We start from the raw sequence: 15,791 nt of genomic DNA, 5'->3' as shown, positions 1-15,791 counted from the left end.
CGAGTACGATGCGGCGACGCCGGTTTCGACGTACCCGCCCCTTAGTGACTGTCGCGATCGTCGCCGCGGCGGGCGTCCGTAGATCTGTAGTACTCACAGCGCGCGGACCTTCTGGCGGCGGACGATGTAGATGAAGAACGGCGCCCCCACGAACGCGGTGATGATGCCCACGTCGATCTCGCTGGGGCGGGCCACGATCCGGCCCAGCACGTCGGCCGCGACCAGGAGGCACGATCCGGTGAGGGCCGTGAACGGCAGCAGCCAACGGTGATCCGGGCCCACCAACAAGCGGCACAGGTGGGGTACGACCAGACCGACGAAGCTGATCGGCCCACAGATCGCCGTCGCAGCACCGCACAGCATGACCGCGCCCAAAGAAGCCAACCCCCGCGCAACCGCAACCCGCTCACCCAAACCGGCCGCCACGTCGTCCCCAAGTGCCAGGGAGTTCAGGCTTTTAGCCGACAGGAAGCAGATCGCCAGTCCAACGACGAGGAAAGGCATCACCTGCCAGATCCGCGGGAAGGTAGCGCCCCCGACCCCGCCGATCTGCCAGGACTGCACGTTCTCGGAGATGTCCCCGCGCGGCAGGATGATCGCCGTAGTGAACGAGATCAGGGCCGCGCTGGTGGCCGCGCCAGCGAGCGCGAGCTTCAGGGGAGTGGGGCCACCGCGCCCCAGCGAGCCGACGGCGTAGACGAAAATCGCCGCCAACGCGGCGCCGGCGATGGCCACCCAGATGTAGGTGGTGGACTGGCTCAGGCCGAAGTACGCAAGGCCGGTGATGACGGCCAGCGAAGCGCCCATGTTGATCCCGAGAATGCCCGGATCGGCCAAGGGATTACGGGTGACCCCCTGGAACACGGCCCCCGAGACGGCCAGCGCCGCGCCGGCGACGATGGCCAGAACGGTCCGGGGGATCCGAACCCGAATGACCGCTTCCTCGAGGGTCGTGTTCGAGCCGCGGAGGGCGTCCAAAATCGTGGGCACCGGAACGAAACGCGTACCCACCACGATCGACGCAACCACCAGGAGCGCCAGCACAACGAGACCGACCAGGAACCAGGCCAAACGCACGCGCCTCGGGCGCCGCACAATGGCGGCGCCCGAGGTCGTTACCTGTTCGGTGGTGCTCACTTAGCGGCGTCGGCCTTGTCGGCCGCGTCGGCCAGCATCTTCACGTATTCCGGAACCATGGTCTCGATCGAGAGCGGCGTGGGGTTGGCCGCTGTGCCAATCTCGCTGGTGCCGTCGAGCGCGACGATCGCGCCGCTGGCCACCGCGGGCATCTTCGAAAGGATCGGGTCCTTCTTCAGGGTGTCGATCAGCTTGTCGTCGCCGTAGGTCACGATCATCTCGACATCGTTGAAGGTGTCCACCGTCTCGGCGCTGACCTCCTTCGAGAACTCGTCACCGGAGGCCGAGGCAATGCTGTCCGGCGTGCCCAGACCGAGGTCCGAGAAGAACTGCGCGCGGGTGTCCTTGTCCGTGTAGAAGCTGACCTTGCTCAGGTCGGTGGTGTCCACGTGGGTCAGGAACATCGTCTTCTTGTCGGCGAGCTGCGGGTACTTCGCGGCCTCGTCGGTCATCGTCTTCTCGATCGAGGCGATCAGCTCGTCACCCTGGGCGGTCATGCCCAGCGCCTGGCTGCTCAGCTTGATCATGTCGCGCCAGCTGGTCTCCCACGGCCCGTTCGGGTAGGGGATGGTCGGCGCGATCTCGCTGAGGGTCTTGTAGTCCTCCTCGGTCAGGCCCGAGTAGGTGGCCAGGATGATGTCCGGCTGGGTGTCGGCCACGGCCTCGAAGTCGATGCCGTCGGTCTCGTCGAACTGCACCGGGGTCTCGCCGCCGAGCTCGTCCAGCTTCGCCTTCTGCCAGGAGAGCAGGCCGTCGCCGTCCGGGTCGCCGAAGTTGGCCTTGGCGTAGCCGACCGGGACGATGCCCAGCGCCAGCGGCACCTCGTGGTTGGCCCACTGCACCGTGGCCACGCGCTCGGGCTTCTCCTCGATCACGGTCTCGCCCAGGGCGTGCTTGACGGTGATCGGGAACGAGGCCTCGGCGGCCGCGGTGGTCTCGGAGTCGGAGCTCTCCGCGTCGGAGTCCGAGCTACCGCCACAGGCGGCCAGCACCAGAGCGGCCGCGGTGGCGACCGCGCCGGTGATCAGGCGACGACGAGCAAACACGAGGTACATCCTTACTGTGGAGGGCGCGCAGGAGCGTGCAGCGCAGCAGTGACTCTGCGCCGCACGACGAAGCTGAGGCTAACCTAACTGTCTGGGTCCGGCGCGACTGGCCAGCCTTGACCGTGATCTATCCGTCGCCTGTTCGTTATGACGGCTTCGTCGGGCGAAACAGGCATATCCGGCGTTGAATGGACCAATGACAGCTGCCGAGCTGAGCATCTGGAACGGGCCGACGACGATGGAGCACTTCGCGGACATCCGCAGCGTCTTCCATGCCGCGTTCCCCAGACGCTCGCTGGCCGACCATCGGGACGTGCTCACCCGGCAGGCGGCCGCGCACGGCTTCATGGCCTGCGTGGCCTCGGTCGGTGGGCAGGTGGTGGCCGTCGCCTACGGGGTGCCGTTGCAATTGGGGACGGTGTGGTGGCGTGATCTCGAAGCGCACCTGAGTGCCGATTTCGTTTGGGAAGACGGCTTGCGGACGTTTGCGGTCCTCGAAGTCTTTGTGGCACCTGCGTTTCCACCGGCTTTGGGCGGGCAACTGCTGCGCTCGCTGTTGCGACAGCGGCGCGAGCGCCGGGCCACCACTCGTTCTCCGGCGGCGGTGGGGTCGTTGCCCTGGCGTTCGTGCGGGACGGCGGAAACCCAGATGTGGGTGCTGGCCCTGCCGCTCTGAGCCGGTGGCTTACCGACCCCTGCTGAGGTAAACGCGGCGCACCACGTCTTCGACATCCGGCTCCTCCACGGACAGGTCCTGCACGACCGCCCGCTCAGAAACCGCGGCGAGCAAGGCTGCTGCCGTGGTGGATTCGGAGTCGAAGGCCAGGCGCTGGCGCAGCCCGTCGGCCTCGCTGCTCACGTGCTCGGCGTGCGGCAGGTCGTTCAGGTCAGGAGTAGGCGCAGCCAGATCGACCACCAGTACGCGGCGCATCGCCACCGTGCGGGACAGCCCGGCCAGGCTGCCGTCGTAGGCCAGGCGGCCCTGGTCGACCAGCAGGATGCGCTCGCACAGCCGGCTCACGTCACCCATGTCGTGCGTGGTCAGCAGCAAGGTGGTTCCGTGCGTGACCCGTTCGGAGATGAGGAACTCGCGCAGCCGCTGCTTGCTCACCACATCCAGGCCGATCGTCGGCTCGTCGAGCACCAAGAGCTCGGGGGAGTGCAGCAGCGCCGCGGCCACCTCACCGCGCATGCGCTGCCCGAGCGACAGCTGACGAACCGGTGTGGCCAGGAACTCGCCCAGCTCCAGGTTCTCCACCAGCTCGGCCGTGCGCTTGCGCTCGCGGTCGGTGCTGAGGTCGTGGATGGCGGCCAGGATGCGGAACGACTCGGCCAGGGGCAGGTCCCACCACAACTGCGAGCGCTGCCCGAACACCACACCGAGCCGGCGGGCCAGCAGCTTGCGATCCGCCACGGGCCGCAGCCCACAGGTCAGCGCGGACCCGGAGGTAGGCACCAGGATGCCGGCGAGCATCTTGATCGTCGTGGACTTACCCGCCCCGTTGGCACCGATGTAACCGACAGCCTCACCGGCGTCCACAATTATGTTCAGATCTTCGACGGCTGTGACTTCACGGCTCTTCAGCCCCTTGGTGCGCACCCGGAAACGCCTGGTCAGGGCTTCGGTTTGGACAATGGGCATCAGCCCCCGCCTCCTTGGTAGTGCCGGGTACCGATCCGCCAGGACAGCCACGCCAACCCCCACATCCAGACCGCAGCCAACGGCGCTGCCCACCCGACCCAGCTGGGTAGATGCCAGTGCGTGGGTAGGCCGAGAAGAGTGAGGGTAGGCAGGTAGCCGGTGAAGGCCATAGGTACGGCGAAACCGAAGACCGCGACCACCGGCCTGGTCCACACCGATCCCGGCTGGGTAGCGGCGTAACGCCCTCCGTAGACGATGCTGTTCGTCATTTCGGACGCGTCGATCAGGAAGAACTGCACCCCCGAGGCAGCGATGTAGACGGCCGCGCAGATCGAGGTGCCGGTTGCCAGCGACAGGGCGATGAGCAGGCAGTTGACGGGGGAGAAGGCGACGTCGTTGGCGAACAGAGCGGCGATGAGCACAGTCAGCCCCACCGCGACCCGGCTCAGACGCCGCAGGGTGATGTCACTCGTCATCAGCTGGGCCAGCAGAGGCAGCGGGCGCAGACAGAAGATGTCGAAGGTTCCGGCCCGTAGGTATCGCGGCAGCGTGTCGACGTGCCCGACCAGAAGACCGGCAATGCTGAACGCGGTATCGGCCAGACCGAACACCACCAGCACGGCCGCCAGGTCGAGACCGCCGATCTCGTCGACCGCTCGATACAGCACCCAGACCTCGGCCAGCTCAACCAGCGCCACCAGCACCGAACTGACCAGGTCAAGGGCGAAGCTCGACCGATAGCTGCTCTGCGCCCGCACCCGCGCGCCGAGCAGCACCCGATAAGGCCGGACCGCCGAAGCCAACCGCGACCGCTCAGCCACCCTGCACCTCCAGCCGACGCCGCCCTGCCCTGGTCATCAACTGACCCACGACCAGCACGGCCGCGATCCAGGCGAACTGCACGGCGACCGCCTGAACGGCATCCCAGTTCGTGATGCGGCCAGAAACCACGTCGATGGGCGTCTGCAGCATGGAGGGGAAGGGCGTGGCCTGGGCCAGCGCGAACAACCAGCCGGGGAACAGCAGGACCGGCACGAAGAGTCCGGCCAGGAAGCCCGAAATAATCATGTAGGCCAGCTGCAGCCCGCGCGTCTCCACGCTCCAGAACCCCACCACGGCCACGAGATACACCGTTAGGTAAGACAGAATCGTCCCCGCCACGATGCTCACCGCCCCCAACCCCGAGGACAGCGCATCCAGCGGCAGCCTCATACCCCCGACCACCACGCCCAGGGCAACCAAAGGCACGCCCCGGGGGAGCAGCGCGAACAACGCGCGCCCCACTTCCTGCGCCGTACTCGCCGTCTGCAGGTCTACGGGGCGCAGAAGGTCAATCGCGACGCTGCCGTCTTTCATACGGTCAGCCAGATCGCTCTGCCCCGTCAGATTCACCGACCCCAGCAACGCCTGCGACAGCCAGGTGTACGCGGTGATCGAGGCCGTGTCGTAGGGCCCCATCCGCCCGCCCCCGGCATCTACGGCGGCCACCAGGATGCTGGCCTTGAGGAAGCCGAACGTTGCGTTGGCGACCAAACCGCCGATCGCGGCCCCTCGGTAACGGGCTCCGCGGCGCCAGCCGGCGGCGAACATGCGCCAGTGGATTCGGAGCCAGACGCGGGCCGTGGCGGCGATGGGGCGATGCCGTTGTTGCCGCTGCGCGGTGGGCGTGGGAGCAGACATTTCGCCGGGACTCTAGCTGGCTGAGAGGTCGCCGGGAAACTCTTTTCAGAACCGCAGGCGCAGTCTCATTGGGCATCGAAGCGAAGGTCTGCAGGTGTTGGAGGGTGGTCGGTATCCCAGATCCCTGCGTATGTGTCGGCGACCATGGGCCAGATGGTGTGGAGAGCGTCGTCCAGGGAATTGATCGTTTCGGCCAGGGGGCCGGAGACGACGAACTCATGGGGGATAGGACGGCCGGCGGTGTCCCGGCGACCCTCCGGATCGGGGAATCGGAGGGCGACCCTTCCGTCCCCCCGATGGCATGCGGCCGGCTCGTCCGCGACATCGGCAAAGGCGCGCTCGTATTCCGCGAGGGGGTCGGGCAGGCCGCCGTTGAGAAGAAAGCGGAACCCCCAGGACCGGCCTCGGGTGGCCCAGATGAGAGCGTCGTTCACTTCAGGCTCCGGATGAACAGCTTGTCCGTGACGCCCGCGTCGAGGTCCAGCTTGAACTGGGTGAGCATGGCCGTGAGGTAGTCATGGTCCTCGCGGGCCTTGGCGTTGATCTCCTTCACCTGGCCCCCGGCCAGCTTCGCGACCTTCGCCAGCGCCGGCATCGTGGCCAGGGCGGCCAAAGGCCCAGCCTTGGGCAGCTTGGCCAAGAAGGCAGCGGGGACGGTGACCTTGCCGCCGAGCAGCGCCTCGGCCAGGGTCTCAGCGCCGTCGGCCAGGCTGTCCAGCACCTTCCTGGGGATCTCCATCTGCGCGTGCCACTGAATGCGGCGCTCAAGTGGCAGCAGGGCGGCGACCGGGAGGATCAGGTCGAGACCGACCCTCTGGGTGACGTCAATCCCTACCGGTGCCGGACCGGCTTTGGAGAGCTCGAACTTGGCCGAAGAGAGCAGCATGAAATCCTCACCCACCGACAGCGCCTGAGGGGTCTCCACAAACTCCTCGACCGTCTTTCGTAACCGGTCGATGTCGTCGGCGGCCTTCCAGGTGAGGAGGTCGCGGAAGGCATGAACGTCCCACTCGGGAAACAGGTCTGCCTTGGAGAGGGCAATGATCCAGATCCGGGGGAACTCCACGAGGCGGTCCTCGCCGTCCAGCAGGTCGTCCTTGAGGCGCAGGAGGCCCTGGCGGAAGTTCGTGAAGAGTGATTTCAGGTACCGCTCCTCCTCGCCCTCGTAGTCCTTGAGCTTCTGACCGTCGACCAGGAAGAACGCGACGTCGGAACGCAGCAGGGAGCGGAACGTGTCGACCCGCCGGTTGCCCTCCTCCTCGCTGCTCGGCGACTCCGTGAACCATTCCCCGGGGTAGTCGTGCCAGGCCAGTCTCAAGACGTCGAACGGCTGCTTCCCGTTGTTATTGCCCTTCAGCTTCACTGAGAAGTAGTAGGTCGTAGACGCAAAGTGTGTGGTTGGCGGCGTCGTCGCGTGGTCGCGCATGCCTAAGAAGTTGCGGTAGAGCCGGTTGCCCTGGCCGGTGTCGTCGGCGATCAGATCCCAGAGGTCGTTCGCGTACGACCCCTCCTGCGTGGGGCCGAAGAACGACGAGACCAGGACGGTCTTGCCGGAGCCGCTCTCCCCGAACACGGCGATGTGCTGCTCCCGGACCCTGGGGTACTTAGCCATGGCCCGAACGTAACGCACGGCGCCTCTGAGGCGCAGGGGACGGGACGCCCCAAAACTTCACCCCTCGGACACCAGCCGCGGCTTCCAAGGGACCGCCCCGGCGCTCTCGGCATGCTCAACCGCTTCGAGCAGGACAGCGGCCAGCTCGCGGGCCTGGACCGGTGTGAGCTCGAAGGTTTCGCCCAGGGTGATCCGGGCGTCGCTCACCCGCCGGGTCACCGGATCGGCCAGCAGATCGAAGTCTTCCCGCTGGGCCACGCGCACCCGCACCACGTCGTTGCCCACCCCGATCACCTGGCCGATCTGCCGCTCGTGATCGATCGCCTCCTCGTCCACCACCGACGACCGCTGCCAGCGATGGCCGGCCGGGTACTTCTTTTCACGCATCCGTGTCTCCTTCCCTGTACAGCGCGCTGAGCAGGACCTCTGCCCGCCCGTGCTCGTCCTCACCCATGACCCCGTCCCAGTCCAGGTCGTCCAGGTACTCCTGCCAGACGTGCGGTTCAGCCGCGTTGAACACGTTGCGCCCCGCGGCGTCTTGCACCTCGAGCAGCCAGAACCCGTAAAGCCCCTGGTCACCCGTCTGGAACACGGCTCGGAAACCGGTCGGGAAGCGTTCGCGGATACATTGCAGCGCCAGATGAAAATTTGCTTCGTCAACCGTGCGCTTATCGGTAGTACTGCCAATGTAGGACGCCCGTAGCACCAATTCTTGTACCTCCCCCGAAAGTGTGGGGCCGGGCCCTCCGCTGGAGCGGAGGGAGCTCTCGTTACGGAGGGCCCGGCGTCTGATGGGCACAGCCGCTCCGCCCGAAACCCCCGTCTGCGAGCGTTGATCCGGCGACTGCCACCCGGCGACCGGTCTCGTTCGCCGGCCGCCGGGTACAGGTTGGCCTTTCCCCAAAGAATGTGCAAGATTCTATTTACCTGCCACGAACAAGTGCTTTCCTGGAACGGTAAGTCTTTCGGCCGGGGCGGGCGGAGTCTTCTATTTCGGGTGTACGATCCGTTGCGTACCGAGGGGGATGAGGTGCAGACGACAGAGGTCACGGGGTCGACCGTTCCGCGGCGGCAGCTCGGCAGGTACATGCGAGACCTGCGGGGGCGGGCGCGGATGACGGTGCGGGCGGCTGCTCAGGAGCTGGAGTGGTCGGAGGGGAAGATCTGGCGCATCGAGACCGGGCAGTCTTCGATGCGGAGTCATGATGCTGAGCTGATGTGCCGGGTCTACGGGGCTGACGTCGAGACCGCGACCGCTTTGAAAGCTCTGGCGAAGGAAACGCGGGCCACGGGTTGGTGGCACAGCTACGGCGACGTGATCCCCGAGTTCTTCGACGTGTACATCGGCCTCGAAGAAACGGCCTCCAGTTTCCGCTGGTACGAGATGGATCTCGTGCCCGGGCTACTCCAGACCGAGGCGTACGCCAGGGCCCTCATCCGCGGCGCGAACCCGAGCTTGGATGACGAAGAGATCGAGCGCCTCGTGCGAGTTCGTACCGGCCGAACGGGCTTGCTCACCCGCATGACAGCTCCGCCAACATTCCAGGCTGTAGTCGGCGAGGCCGTGCTCCGCTGCCCCGTAGGCGGATCAGCAGTCATGGCAGCGCAGCTCCACCGGATGCTGGAGCTCGGGGAGTTGGAGCACATCCAGTTGCGGGTGGTTCCGTTCGCAGCTGGCCTGCATGCCGGCCTGCACTCGCGTCCCTTTATCACTCTGCGATTCCCGGTGAAGCTCGACGGGCGGGACAGCGAACCTCCCACGGTCTACGTCGAATCCTTCACCGGTGCGCTGTACCTCGATAAGCCATCCGAGCTGGCTCGCTACGACGCCGCGTGGGATGAGCTCTGGCAATCAGCCCTGGACGAAGAGGGTTCCGCCCATCTGATCCGACAAGCGGCAAGGGAGTTCGAGCGGTGAAAGAGGAACTTGAGGGCGCGAAGTGGCGTAAGAGCAGTCATAGCAGCGGGACTGGCGGAGCGTGTGTGGAGGTCGCGTTCTTGGCGAACGGAGACGTTGCTCTGCGCGAGAGCGACGAACCTGGCGCCGTTGTGATCACCAGTGCGGCGAAGTGGGATGCGTTTTTGGCCGGAGTGCGCGACAACGAGTTCGATCCGCCCCAGCCCTGACAGCCTGGGGGTGGCCGAACGTGGCTGTCGGTCCACCCCCGGCAGTCCGGCTTACGTGCTGGCCATACGAGTCGCCATGTACAGATCAGTCGGCATCGGCGTGTGTAGGCGCCAGGTCACGGCCATCGGACGGCTGTGTTCGTGCGAAACGTATTGGACCGGACCCAGGAAGACATAGGGGGATGTGCCCAGTTCTCCTTCTTGAACGGTTCGAACGAAGAGAAGAACGTGTGATCCTCGCGCCTGATGATGAATGTATCGCTGACCGGTCGGAGAATGTTCGGCAGTCGTGGACTGACTCTCCCAATGGAAGAGTTCGGGCGTAATCGCGAAGTCCTTGTACATCGTGGATGGTGAGAAGTCCTTTTCCGCCTTCCTGCAGGTCACAAAGAGGACGTCCGAGTTGATCTCTCCGCACCAGGCAACTCCTTCGCGGAAATTGCTGGGTGGTCTCTTAAGTGATGCGTGGTCTACCGCTGCGAGAATCTCCTCCCGTTGGTAACTGGCGTGGATGCTGAGCGGAACGTCAGAAAAGTCAGGTCCATAGTGGACCAGGTCCTGAGTGGTCCGTCGCGCGATGTCGAAGCTAAAGTCAACGACTTCGCGAAGGTCTTCCTGCGTAACCAGCATACGATTAAGGCTTTCAAGGCCCTGGTCGAGGGAGGCGAAACCTTGACCGCTCGGATGGAACGAGAAGAACAGCATCGCAGCGAGACGGCGCTCCCGGGAACTCAATCCGTTCACGTGCTCAGCCATCAAGCGCGGATACTGCTGAGCACGCTCTCGATCATCCACATGAGCGAAGGCCCTTATGCGACGAAGTAGTTCGGACTCGACCGCGCTGATAGGAGGAAGGCTCGGATCTGCTGCACGACGTAGAGCAGCCCACGATCTGCCCCTTGTGCCTTTCCTGAGCACGTCAGGCAGAGTCCGACCTGAGGCAAGATAGTCATGCAGCGACGCAGGCCGGAGAGCCTGTACCTCCGACAGCATCGTGGCCCAGCGTGGCGAGATCTGTTGCCGCAGAGTCTCTAACAAGGTCTGCTGCGCGACGGCGTCAAGAACAATCTGCGATCCCGGGGGGAGCAGCGGGAAGCCCGCCTCGACCTGCTTCTCCAGACTCTTGCCCGCAAATCCAGTGAGCGCCTTGAAGCGCTGATCGAATCGGAACTCCTTACGCTGGTGACCAACGAAGTCAAGAGCAGTCAGCACAGCCTTCGAGGCGCTCATGCGGAGGCCACGCCCCAGCTGCTGAAGGAAAACTGTTGCGCTCTCGGTCGGCCGAAGGAAGAGTACAGTATCCACCTCAGGGATATCGACACCTTCATTGAAGAGGTCTACCGTGAAGATGGCGTTGATCTCCCCGCTACGAAGAGCTTTTCGAGCAGCGTCCCTTTCACCCATAGGTGTGCCGGCATGGAGGGAAGTCGCTGCAATCCCTGCTTCCCGAAAACGCTCGGCCATAAACTCTGCGTGTTTTACGCTTACGCAGAATCCGAGGCACTTCATAGAGTGCGGATCGAGGACCTTATCGCCCAGTTCCTTAAGGATAATCCGCACCCGGGCAGTACTGGCGGTGTAGAGCTCGGTGAGCGCATCTAGATCGTAGGCGCCTCTGCGCCAGGCAATATCTTCCAAATGAGTCTCGTCATGAATGCCAAAGTAGTGAAACGGGACAAGGAGATTTTGGTCGAGCGCATCCCAGAGACGAAGCTCGGTTGCCACCCGTCCACCAAAGAAGGCGCTGACGTTCACTCCGTCAGAGCGCTCTGGGGTGGCTGTGAGGCCCAATAGTTCGGACGGCTTCAGGTGCTCGAGGATGCGCTGGTACGTGGATGCTTGCGCGTGATGAAATTCGTCGATGACGACAACATCGAAGTGATTGGGGTCGATCAAGTCAAGCCGGTCCGACGACAATGACATGACGCTGGCAAAGACGTGGCGGCCACGTTCGGGCACATGCCCAGAGGCCAGGATCTCTCCGAAAGAGCCATCGGAGAGCACCTCTCGGTAGGTTCGCTGAGCTTGTTGCAGGATCTCAATACGGTGAGCAATGAAGAGCAGCGAAAGGTCTTGACCACGCTCCCGAATCAGATTTCGGTAGTCCAGGGCTGCAATGACCGTCTTCCCAGTTCCGGTGGCTGCGACCAACAGATTGCGGTGCCGGTCGTGCAGCTTTCGCTCGGCATCGAGCTGCTCTAGCATCTCCTGCTGGTGAGGAAGGGGTCGCACTTCCAAGCCCGATAGCGTCAACGGATTCTGATGCGATCCCGGCGAGCTGCCGGCTGCCTCGGCAAGGGCACTACGAAGATGCTGTCCCTGCTCATCGGGATCATACGAGATGAACTCTTTGTCTTGCCAATAAGATTCAAAAGTGGATCGGAATTTTTCCATGAGGTCGGGAGTGCCCACTGAAGAGAGTCGTACGTTCCACTCCAGGCCCTCTACCAGGGCCGACCGCGACAGGTTGCTTGATCCGACGTAAGCGGTGGCAAACCCCGAATTGCGCTCGAACATCCATGCTTTCGCATGCAGCCTCGTCCGATTGGTTTCATAGTTGACCTTGACTTCAGCCCCAAAGTCTTTGACGAGGGCGTCTAGTGCCTTGGCATCGGTGGCGCCCATGTAGGTAGTTGTGAGGACCCGGATTCGTACTCCGCGATTGCGGAGCTCGTGAAGCTCATCCTTAAGAAGGCGCAGCCCATACCATTTGACGAAGGCACATAGAAGATCAACCCGGTCGGCGCTCGTAAGTTCCGCGCGCAGTTCGGCCCCAAGGGTGGGCTCTCCACGAGCGTTGGTAAGGAGTGATGCCTCAGACAAGGGTGTGGCGGGCCGCAGGGAAACGCGCCCGCTCTCCGCCGTGAAGTCAGGGCGGTAGACCTGCAAGAGTTGTTGATTACTCTTTTTCTCATTCACCACTGGCGTTTCAATTCCGTTGTGAAAGAGGCGGAGCTGCTCCAGAATGCCTTCCACCAGAGCCTGCCGAGCTTCGGGCGCCTTGGTGGCTTCGAGAGCGCTCTGAATGATAGGAGCAAGGTAGCGCGTCAAGACGCCGGGCTGCTCACTTGGATCCACATTTGCCACTTCGGTGGAAAGATCTGCTGCCTGTGCCAGGCGATCCCGAAGCTCCGCCGTCAAAAGCGCCTCGTAGAGTCCCTTTTGCAAGTCCATCTCCCTCTAGCTGGCCAGTCTCATCGGCTGAAGCGTGGATCGAAGCCCTTTGCAGGTCGTGGTAAGCAGACCCTGCCGCCGGACGACGGTTGCTTCCGTCGACCCGTTTGTATCGTCAGGACCCCTCTGCTGACGTGCACCCGGCGATGGTACGTGAAGTCGCCCAGGCAGATGGAGCGATGAGAGATGCCGAGGACGAAGTCGAAACCAGATTCTTCCGTGATGGAGCCTCTTCGGATGGTCAACGGTCGTTTGGAGGCTCGGCAATAAACCATGGACCTAGCCGTCTCCGAGCGGATTGGCCTGTCAGTTGCATCCTGCCCCCGGGCTGACTGTCCGTTTTGAGTAGACGTGTCGAAACGGGCGGCCTACGGCAGTCGGGGCGACCGCAAAGACGGCACGCATCCGTGTCACTCGGGGTACTCTTGGGTAACCAAGCGGGCAGAGTGAATGAGGCGAAGACTAGATGGTAAGCGCGTACGATGCGGATCCCGTGTTTCAAGCAAATCCGGCTCAGCTTGGACATCTTTTGAATCGTATTCATCTGGGAAATCTAGCAATTCCGGACTTCCAGCGTGACTTCACCTGGGAGCCACGGCGCACGAAGATGTTGCTCCAATCCATGATGTCGCGCTTTCCGGCCGGAACGTTTCTCTTTTGGTCAGTAGGGCCAGAGAATAATATGTTCGGGTTTCGGCCGGTCGCCGGCGTTCAGGAGGGGAAGGAGAGCCCTCAGGAGTTTGTTCTCGACGGGCAACAACGGCTTACCTCACTTTACCGAGCGTTGAATGCTATTGGCGACGAACGCTTCTTCCTCGTTGTCGACGAATTTGCTGTCTTGCCGTCCAAGGAAAACCCTACTGGCGCGCTGCGCGACCAAGTGAACTTCGATAAAGCTATTCTGTGGCATCCGGTGGGTTCCAGGGACGAAAAGGCCTTGAATACTCGATCCGCTCGAATCGAGCGCGGAATTCTGGCGCTTGAAGAATATCGAGTATTCGATGAGTGGCTGGACGACTATGCCGAGACGCGGGACGGAGCGCATCGGAAGGCCATAAAGGTGCTTCTCCGCGATTTCCGTGATCAGTATCTTGCGCCATTGAAGTCTTATGGATTTCCGGTTGTTACCTTGCCAAGCAATACGCGAATCGAGGCAGTGGCAACGGTCTTCGAGACCCTCAATAATACCGGCAAGCCGCTCGGTGTTTTCGAACTCCTGACCGCTCGGTTCTATCCCAATGATATTCGACTGCGGGATTGGTACGAGAGTGCCCTGGAAGATCACCCTATTCTCGAAGAATTCGGAGTAGATGCCTACAGCATCCTTCAGGCCATTACCTTGCGAGCGAGTGGCTCGGCTCAGCGAGCCGACGTCCTGAGCAAACTCAAGGCCGAAGATGTTCGTGACCATTGGGATGTGGTCGTCCGGGGCTTCGCTCGGGTGCTGGAGTTCCTTCAGAACGAGTGCGGCGTAGTAACGCCCAAGATTCTTCCGTACGGGATGTTGCTTGTGCCGATGGCTGCGGTCTGGGAGGAAGTTGCTCAAGCCAAGGGGCCGGAGCAAGTCAACATCCTGGCCAGGCTAAAGCAGTTCTTCTGGTGCACGGTGTTCATGACGAACTATGACCAGGGTGCCAACAGCCAGGCGGGCGCCGATTACGGAAAACTTAGACTCTGGCTATTTGATCCAGCAGCGCAGGCCCCTGAAGCAATCACCGACTTCTTCTTGTCGGCAGCAACATTGCGTGCTGCCACGACCAGGAGAAAAGCGCTTTATTCAGGTATGCTCGCGCTAACCGTCATGAATGGCGCGCGCGACTTCCACAAGGGTGTCAAGCTGACGCCTGAGCGTGTTAAGTCCGACAAAATCGACTCGCATCACGTGTTTCCTAAAGCGTTCTTGGCTTCTGGCTCGAGTGCCCTAAGCGCAGAACTCGCCCTCAACCGCGCACTGATCGATTCGGCAACGAACAAGGCCATTGGGGCCAAGGCCCCAAGTAAGTACTTCGGGGCCCTCCGGGAAACCCTTGGAGAGCGTGAGTTGGTGGAGATTCTTTCGTCTCATCTCCTGGATGCTGATTCGGACGACGATCCTTTCAGGAAAGACGACTATGACGGATTCATTGACCGAAGGCTGGCGGACGTCATCACGGCAGTAGAACTTGCCACCGGCAAAAAGGTGAGCACAGAAGTGGAGCTTCAGTAGCCGAAGTAATTATGAGGCATGGGCGTGTGCGCCATGCTCTGGTGCTAGTGCACGGCGGCTCTGATTCTTGGCCATGTCAAAGATATCTCGCGGCCAGTCAGTTCAATGAGCTTGACTGGCCGCGGGATCCTCGGGCGTGCTCAGAAGGCTCTAGTTTGATCTCAGGATCGTCGTCCACCAGCCGGCAAGGAGGCACCATCCTCGTCGGCCATCGCGCTCGTCAGACTTTGAGTGACCCTGCTGGAGGCTGCGACGGAGACGAGCAAAGGCCGTCAGTGACACTGAGCGCGCCTACTGAGGTGGAAGAGCCTGCCATCGAGGCAGTAGCTCCTGTGCAAGCTCTTCGGCCCGCCCTCGCAGAGCATGAGCCGCATCGGTGGTCAGGTAGTCGGAGTTCAGCACAACGAGCCCATGTATCGGGATGCCGAGCGTGACGGCCGGATCGGTTCCGTCCATGGCGGTCCGATCTCCCTCGATACTGCGCAGGGAGGCCTCGACCATCCAGGCCGGGAAGTCGCCGTTGGAGGAAGCGGCCACGCGGCGGCAGAAGTCGAGCCGGTCAGACGGACTCATGGGCACGACCGTGTGGAACACCGCAGCTGAGAATGAGCCAAGGGCTGCGGCCATGACCGCCAGGTCCGGATCGCGGCTGAAGGCCCTCTGCATGTCCAGCGGCAGGAACATCTCTACGGATGCCGTGATGTCGTCGGCCGGCTCAGCCATGGTCAGTCGTCCAGAGGGCTGTTCATGAACTCGACGATCTCGTCCAGGAAGCGGTCGAGCTCAGGACCGTCGTCGATCTTCAGTTCGCGTCGGATGCCGAAGGAGATCATGTTCTCGACCCTCGCGATGTCTGTCTCCGGCACATCGTCGAGCAGGCCCTCATGGCCGTAGCCACTCAGGACGACGCGCTCAGCAAGCACCGGATTCAGCTCTTCCGGGCGCACGAGCATCTGCCTGATTTTGGTGACGAGAGCGGCAGCCTCCGAGGGGGTGGGCTCCTGAGGGAAATAGCGCTCAAGGGAGATTGTGAACAGCGAGATACCCGCGGCCTTGAGAGTTTTGACGCTGTCGTACTCGGACGCATCGAACTCGGGTGCTCCTTCCGCACCCAGCACCCACCGCAGATACTTCTTCACGGGCTCCGACATGGCTACGTTCTCCTCC

16 protein-coding genes are annotated in these 15,791 nt (G+C 62.9%); 4 read left to right on the top strand and 12 right to left on the bottom strand.

The window, feature by feature from the left end; translation table 11 throughout:
* Positions 1-93: 93 nt before the first annotated feature.
* Positions 94-1,137, bottom strand: a complete 1,044-nt coding sequence (locus tag QSK18_RS25500) for a FecCD family ABC transporter permease (protein ID WP_285624152.1) — start codon at positions 1,135-1,137, stop codon at positions 94-96.
* On the bottom strand, positions 1,134-2,183 hold the full coding sequence (locus QSK18_RS25495; protein WP_285624150.1) for an iron-siderophore ABC transporter substrate-binding protein: 1,050 nt from the start codon (positions 2,181-2,183) through the stop codon (positions 1,134-1,136). The genes QSK18_RS25500 and QSK18_RS25495 overlap by 4 nt, the downstream gene beginning before the upstream one ends.
* A gap of 196 nt (positions 2,184-2,379) precedes the next feature.
* On the opposite strand from QSK18_RS25495, the gene QSK18_RS25490 reads away from it, so the two are divergent.
* Positions 2,380-2,859, top strand: coding sequence for a hypothetical protein (locus tag QSK18_RS25490; RefSeq protein WP_285624149.1), 480 nt, complete (start codon positions 2,380-2,382; stop codon positions 2,857-2,859).
* 9 nt (positions 2,860-2,868) lie between these two features.
* Here the strand turns inward: QSK18_RS25490 and QSK18_RS25485 are convergent, their stop codons facing one another.
* The 7 genes from QSK18_RS25485 to QSK18_RS25455 all read right to left on the bottom strand — a co-directional run bounded on the left by QSK18_RS25485 (position 2,869) and on the right by QSK18_RS25455 (position 7,709).
* Complete coding sequence (locus QSK18_RS25485; RefSeq protein ID WP_232810157.1) at positions 2,869-3,825, bottom strand: ABC transporter ATP-binding protein; 957 nt, start codon at positions 3,823-3,825, stop codon at positions 2,869-2,871.
* The gene (locus QSK18_RS25480; RefSeq protein WP_285624145.1) at positions 3,825-4,646 is read right to left on the bottom strand and encodes an ABC transporter permease; all 822 of its coding nucleotides are present in this window, start codon (positions 4,644-4,646) and stop codon (positions 3,825-3,827) included. Before QSK18_RS25480 ends, QSK18_RS25485 begins: the two co-directional genes overlap by 1 nt.
* Entirely contained in the window at positions 4,639-5,505 is an 867-nt protein-coding gene (locus QSK18_RS25475) for an ABC transporter permease (protein ID WP_285624143.1), read from the bottom strand. Before QSK18_RS25475 ends, QSK18_RS25480 begins: the two co-directional genes overlap by 8 nt.
* Positions 5,506-5,570: 65 nt before the next feature.
* Positions 5,571-5,939, bottom strand: a complete 369-nt coding sequence (locus tag QSK18_RS25470) for a hypothetical protein (RefSeq protein WP_285624141.1) — start codon at positions 5,937-5,939, stop codon at positions 5,571-5,573.
* Complete coding sequence (locus QSK18_RS25465; RefSeq protein ID WP_285624139.1) at positions 5,936-7,117, bottom strand: TRAFAC clade GTPase domain-containing protein; 1,182 nt, start codon at positions 7,115-7,117, stop codon at positions 5,936-5,938. Before QSK18_RS25465 ends, QSK18_RS25470 begins: the two co-directional genes overlap by 4 nt.
* A 57-nt stretch (positions 7,118-7,174) precedes the next feature.
* Positions 7,175-7,504 (bottom strand): hypothetical protein, encoded by a 330-nt coding sequence (locus QSK18_RS25460; RefSeq protein WP_285624138.1) that lies wholly within the window; start codon positions 7,502-7,504, stop codon positions 7,175-7,177.
* On the bottom strand, positions 7,497-7,709 hold the full coding sequence (locus QSK18_RS25455; protein ID WP_285624136.1) for a hypothetical protein: 213 nt from the start codon (positions 7,707-7,709) through the stop codon (positions 7,497-7,499). The genes QSK18_RS25460 and QSK18_RS25455 overlap by 8 nt, the downstream gene beginning before the upstream one ends.
* A gap of 405 nt (positions 7,710-8,114) precedes the next feature.
* Between QSK18_RS25455 and QSK18_RS25450 the strand changes: the two genes are divergently transcribed.
* Positions 8,115-9,035, top strand: coding sequence for a helix-turn-helix domain-containing protein (locus tag QSK18_RS25450; RefSeq protein ID WP_232810162.1), 921 nt, complete (start codon positions 8,115-8,117; stop codon positions 9,033-9,035).
* The gene (locus QSK18_RS25445; RefSeq protein WP_285624134.1) at positions 9,032-9,244 is read left to right on the top strand and encodes a DUF397 domain-containing protein; all 213 of its coding nucleotides are present in this window, start codon (positions 9,032-9,034) and stop codon (positions 9,242-9,244) included. The genes QSK18_RS25450 and QSK18_RS25445 overlap by 4 nt, the downstream gene beginning before the upstream one ends.
* A 51-nt stretch (positions 9,245-9,295) precedes the next feature.
* On the opposite strand, the gene QSK18_RS25440 is transcribed toward QSK18_RS25445, so the two are convergent.
* The gene (locus tag QSK18_RS25440) at positions 9,296-12,412 is read right to left on the bottom strand and encodes a DEAD/DEAH box helicase (protein WP_352396650.1); all 3,117 of its coding nucleotides are present in this window, start codon (positions 12,410-12,412) and stop codon (positions 9,296-9,298) included.
* Between the two features lie 472 nt (positions 12,413-12,884).
* On the opposite strand from QSK18_RS25440, the gene QSK18_RS25435 reads away from it, so the two are divergent.
* Positions 12,885-14,624, top strand: a complete 1,740-nt coding sequence (locus tag QSK18_RS25435; protein ID WP_285624120.1) for a GmrSD restriction endonuclease domain-containing protein — start codon at positions 12,885-12,887, stop codon at positions 14,622-14,624.
* A gap of 291 nt (positions 14,625-14,915) precedes the next feature.
* On the opposite strand, the gene QSK18_RS25430 is transcribed toward QSK18_RS25435, so the two are convergent.
* Positions 14,916-15,347 carry a hypothetical protein gene (locus QSK18_RS25430; protein WP_285624106.1) on the bottom strand — a complete coding sequence of 144 codons (432 nt, stop codon included), beginning with the start codon at positions 15,345-15,347 and terminating at the stop codon, positions 14,916-14,918.
* Positions 15,348-15,349: 2 nt separating this feature from the next.
* Entirely contained in the window at positions 15,350-15,775 is a 426-nt protein-coding gene (locus tag QSK18_RS25425) for a hypothetical protein (protein WP_285624096.1), read from the bottom strand.
* Between the last annotated feature and the right edge of the window lie 16 nt (positions 15,776-15,791).

Source organism: Kineosporia sp. NBRC 101677, from assembly GCF_030269265.1.
In the GTDB taxonomy this organism is placed as follows: domain Bacteria; phylum Actinomycetota; class Actinomycetes; order Actinomycetales; family Kineosporiaceae; genus Kineosporia; species Kineosporia rhizophila.
The sequence above is the reverse complement of the archived record's forward strand: the minus strand, read 5'-3'. Positions and strand labels throughout refer to the sequence as shown.

Coding starts and splice junctions, on each gene's coding strand:
- QSK18_RS25425 (WP_285624096.1), bottom strand. CDS start 15,775: ATGTCGGAGCCCGTGAAGAAGTATCTGCGGTGGGTGCTGGGTGCGGAA.
- QSK18_RS25460 (WP_285624138.1), bottom strand. CDS start 7,504: ATGCGTGAAAAGAAGTACCCGGCCGGCCATCGCTGGCAGCGGTCGTCG.
- QSK18_RS25435 (WP_285624120.1), top strand. CDS start 12,885: ATGGTAAGCGCGTACGATGCGGATCCCGTGTTTCAAGCAAATCCGGCT.
- QSK18_RS25475 (WP_285624143.1), bottom strand. CDS start 5,505: ATGTCTGCTCCCACGCCCACCGCGCAGCGGCAACAACGGCATCGCCCC.
- QSK18_RS25485 (WP_232810157.1), bottom strand. CDS start 3,825: ATGCCCATTGTCCAAACCGAAGCCCTGACCAGGCGTTTCCGGGTGCGC.
- QSK18_RS25490 (WP_285624149.1), top strand. CDS start 2,380: ATGACAGCTGCCGAGCTGAGCATCTGGAACGGGCCGACGACGATGGAG.
- QSK18_RS25465 (WP_285624139.1), bottom strand. CDS start 7,117: ATGGCTAAGTACCCCAGGGTCCGGGAGCAGCACATCGCCGTGTTCGGG.
- QSK18_RS25430 (WP_285624106.1), bottom strand. CDS start 15,347: ATGGCTGAGCCGGCCGACGACATCACGGCATCCGTAGAGATGTTCCTG.